This is a genomic window from Loktanella sp. DJP18 (assembly GCF_049310965.1).
Classification (GTDB): Bacteria; Pseudomonadota; Alphaproteobacteria; order Rhodobacterales; family Rhodobacteraceae; genus Loktanella.
This window is the reverse complement of record NZ_JBMERN010000272.1, coordinates 1-2,299: the sequence shown is the minus strand read 5'-3', so window position 1 is coordinate 2,299 and position 2,299 is coordinate 1. Positions and strand designations below refer to the sequence as shown.

Here is a 2,299-nt window from a genome sequence, read left to right as displayed (position 1 = left end):
CATGGGACGCTGAACCGTTGGGTGGTTAAATTTGCGCCGCTGATGGCGGCACAAGCGCAGTCCCGCAAGAAACCAACCGCCGAATCTTGGCGCATGGACGAAACCTACATCAAGGTTAAAGGCAAATGGACCTACTATTACCGGGCGGTCGACAACACGGGAAAAACCCTTGATTTCATGCTGTCTGAGCGTCGCAACAAGGCTGCGGCCCGTCGATTCTTCAAGCGCGCGATTGGCACGAACGGCGTGCCTGACCGTGTCGTCATCGACAAAAGCGGCGCTAATCTGGCGGGTCTGCAAAGCGTCAATGTGATCATGAAGTTCACGGGCTCAGGCAACACCATCAAGATACTGCGGGTCACATACCTTAACAACATCATCGAACAAGATCATCGCTTCGTAAAGCGGATCACGGGCCCCATGCTTGGCTTCAAGGCCTTCCATTCTGCCGAGGCGACCTTGGCTGCGATCGAGACCACGCATATGATCCGAAAGGGGCAGCTCCATGCCAGCGGCCTTCCCGCATTTGAGCAGTTTGCGGGGCTCGCAGCATAATTATGTCCAGGCGATGCCCGCACTCAAATTCCAACAAAATTTGCGACAGAATCTAGCACTTCCGCATGGCCGCGCTCAACCTGCTGGCCACGATCGTCATCCACTGGAACACGGCCCGCCTGGGCGAGGCCGTCGCTCAACGCCAGCGCGCGAAGCTTTCCGTTCCGCCCGATCTGCTGGCGCACACCTCACCCCTCGGTTGGGCACACATCCTGCTTACCGGAGAATACAAGTAGCCGACGCGATAGAAGCCACAGCCGACCTTCGCTGCACGGCAATTGTCAAGCGACACCCACTTTTACGAGTTAATGCGACACCCAGTGTTACGAGGTTCGGCTTGACGGTAGCGGCCACGGGGTGCGCGCTGACCGCCACGAGTCAGAGCGCGCACCCCGTGGCCGCGGGATCGTCTTGATGGGGTCAACCTTTCAGTGCCTCTTCGAGATCGCGTAGCCGATAGCTTCGGCCCTTGATGTTGAGGACGTGGGCGCGGTGAAGGAGCCCATCGAGGATGGCAGTCGCCAGCACTTCGTCGCCAGCGAGCAGTTCGGTCCAGTCTCGGATACTTTTGTTGGTCGTGATGATCATGGCACCACGGCCGTAGCGATAACTGACAAGGCGGAAGAACAGGCTGGCCTCATCGCGGTTCATCGGGTTGTACCCCATTTCGTCGATCAGCAACACCGAACTGGACATGTACTTTTTGCTCTTCAGCCGGGAGGGTGGTATATGTGCGTCGGCACCCAGCGCAGTCAGCAACTCGTCGAAGCGGTAGTACTGGACCGAGAAACCGATCTGGATCGCGCGGACTCCGAGGCTCACGAGGAGGTGGCTTTTCCCGACGCCTGGAGGACCCTGCATCAAGATCACCTCGGCGTTCCTGATCCAGGACCCGGTGGCGAGGGTCTCGATGCGCGACCGCTCGATCGCCGGCTGGAAAGCAAAGTCGAAGTTCTCCAGCGTCTGGCCGGTCGGGATCTTCGACATCTTCAGCATCGTCTTGATGCGCCGTTCTTCCCGACCAGATCGTTCCGCATCCAGAAGCCGGTCCAAAAAGACGTGGGCCGGCATCTCGGCACGCACGGCTTCCCCTAACAGGCTCTCCAGAGTTTCGACGGCATGACCAAGGCCGAGCGCCGCCAGTTTGTCGCGCGTCGCATCAATGTCGAGCTTCACCCGCGGGGCTGTCATCGGGCAACCTCCGCCAGCCGGGCATAGAGGTCGAGCGAGCGGTGCTGGACGCCTGCGGCGGCGATCTGCTGGAGGCTGCGCCCCATCCGGCCCAGCGGCATCGGTGCCCGGACACGGTTGGTGTCCTCGCCGTCAGAATGGGCCTCGTTGCGCAGGATCAGTGCGCCCGTACCACGGGGATGCTCGGCGATCAGCTCGCAGTCTTTGAGCATCTGGACCCGGCCGGAGAGGCCACGGATCTCAACCTCTTGCTTCACGAAGCGGAACGGTACGCTGTACTGCCGTCCCTCGAAGCTGACCATGCAGTCCACCCCGACCGGGCGGCGCACGACCACATCGAAAGGCTCTGGCAGCGTCTCCGGCAGCGGTGTGAGCAGCCGCCGCTCCTGCTCCCACGCATCAGCGATGCGGGTGCCAGTCGCCGGACACTTGAGGCGCATCATGCGTTCTGCCAGCCTGATATCCGTCCAGGCCTGCAGGGCCTCAAGGCTGTCGAACGCCTGACCGTAAGGATCGAGCGCCTCACGCTGATCGCGCACGCCCCGCTCGACCT

At 61.2% G+C, this 2,299-nt stretch carries 3 protein-coding genes and 1 pseudogene; 2 read left to right on the top strand and 2 right to left on the bottom strand.

The features are described 5' to 3' along the window. Together ACOI1H_RS25035 and ACOI1H_RS25030 are read left to right on the top strand one after the other, a co-directional pair. A partial coding sequence (locus ACOI1H_RS25035) for an IS6 family transposase (protein WP_422440983.1) occupies window positions 1–555 on the top strand: 555 nt, incomplete at its 5' end. Between the two features lie 56 nt (window positions 556–611). After that, window positions 612–791: pseudogene (locus ACOI1H_RS25030) on the top strand (Tn3 family transposase); the annotation flags it as partial. Between the two features lie 184 nt (window positions 792–975). Here the strand turns inward: ACOI1H_RS25030 and istB are convergent. Next, window positions 976–1,746: an IS21-like element helper ATPase IstB gene (gene istB, locus ACOI1H_RS25025; protein ID WP_422440982.1), complete on the bottom strand. Its 771-nt coding sequence runs from the start codon at window positions 1,744–1,746 to the stop codon at window positions 976–978. Further along, a partial coding sequence (locus ACOI1H_RS25020; protein ID WP_422440980.1) for a Mu transposase domain-containing protein occupies window positions 1,743–2,299 on the bottom strand: 557 nt, incomplete at its 5' end. The genes ACOI1H_RS25020 and istB, both read right to left, overlap by 4 nt.

What these genes read in the sequence shown, in the direction of transcription:
- istB (WP_422440982.1), bottom strand. Translation starts at nt 1,746, where the DNA reads ATGACAGCCCCGCGGGTGAAGCTCGACATTGATGCGACGCGCGACAAA.